The organism is Pseudomonas sp. CGJS7 (genome assembly GCF_036961695.1).
Map to the genome: position 1 here is coordinate 1 of NZ_JBAMDI010000305.1, position 1,213 is coordinate 1,213.

General features: G+C 60.3%; 2 protein-coding genes. Both read right to left on the reverse strand.

The features are described from left to right. Positions 1-65: 65 nt before the first annotated feature. Positions 66-896: an outer membrane protein assembly factor BamE domain-containing protein gene (gene bamE, locus V7787_RS52805; RefSeq protein WP_336095452.1), complete on the reverse strand. Its 831-nt coding sequence runs from the start codon at positions 894-896 to the stop codon at positions 66-68. A gap of 90 nt (positions 897-986) precedes the next feature. After that, positions 987-1,213: YadA C-terminal domain-containing protein (locus V7787_RS52810; protein WP_336095453.1), on the reverse strand; the 227-nt coding region annotated here is incomplete at its 5' end.

The following is a 1,213-nucleotide window of genomic DNA, read 5'->3' on the forward strand; positions in this document are numbered from 1 at the left end:
CGGTTAGCGAAACCGTCTGGCCCGCCATGGCATCGCATTCAGTCATGCCATGGCGGGCTCCTATCTTAGTTCATCGCATTCACGATCAACTCGACCCGACGATCGGGTTGCAGGCAAGCGATCAAATGACTCTTGTTGAGCGAATCGGAGCACTGGGTGACCGGACTGGACTCTCCGGCCCCGCGGGCTACCACAGAACCGGCATCAACCCCCTTTCCGATAAGAAACTGACGCACGATATCGGCGCGGCGCTGCGACAGGGCCATATTAGCCTGATAGCTGCCGATGCGATCGGTATAGCCGATGACTTGGACGGATGCTCCGCCGGCCGACTTGATCTGCTCCGCTATGGCCGTCAGTTGCGTCTGGCCGTCGACGAGAATGTCGTGGAGATCGGATTTAGAGTAGGTAAACAGCGCATCGCCCGATAAGTTGATGCGCCTGGGCTGCGGTTCGACGCGAAGGGCCGCGGGAGCGGGAACTGATGCGGCGGCCACCTGTGGTTCGGCTAACACGGCCTCGCAAGCGCTGCCGGACCAGTGGCTGCTTTCGGTCAACTTGTCGGAACCAAAAATCACTTGGTACTGGCACGTGGTGACCTTGCCGTCCGCGCGAAAATGGAAAATGTAGTTCCATTCCCGCACGCCGAATACGCCTTCGCGGAAGTGCGGCCGGCCCAGCAGATCGTATACTTGATTCTTGGTCAGGCCCGGTGCCATCTTGCGTACGTTTTCGGTCGACGGATAGGAACCTTCCTTGATCACTGCCCTATCCAGGCTCGGGAATCGAACTTCGATGTCGCCGCCATTGCCGGTCTTGGCAACGCCGCACATCGGCACTGCCGCCAGCATGGCGTATGCAAGCAGCGTGGTGAATTTCTTATTGATGTCGCTCATTGCGATTATCTCGTTGTGATGCAAATGGATTGACCTTGCCACCCGCCGAAGCGATCGCATATGCAACCGCTCCGGCGAGCGCATGGAGCTTTACCACTGAATACCCGCGCCCACGGTCACACCCCAGTCGCCAGTGGTGGTACCGCTGCCCTGCAGCTTGTAGACATAGCGGCCGTTCTCGGTGATCGTCGAAACTCCGATCGCGAGACCCGCTTCGCCTTGGTAGGAGCTGGCGGCCATGGAGGCCATGCTCTTTCCGGGCAGGTAGGCCTGGGGCAGGCCCGCCATCGCCATGGCGGCCGCCGTGCCGCCGCGCG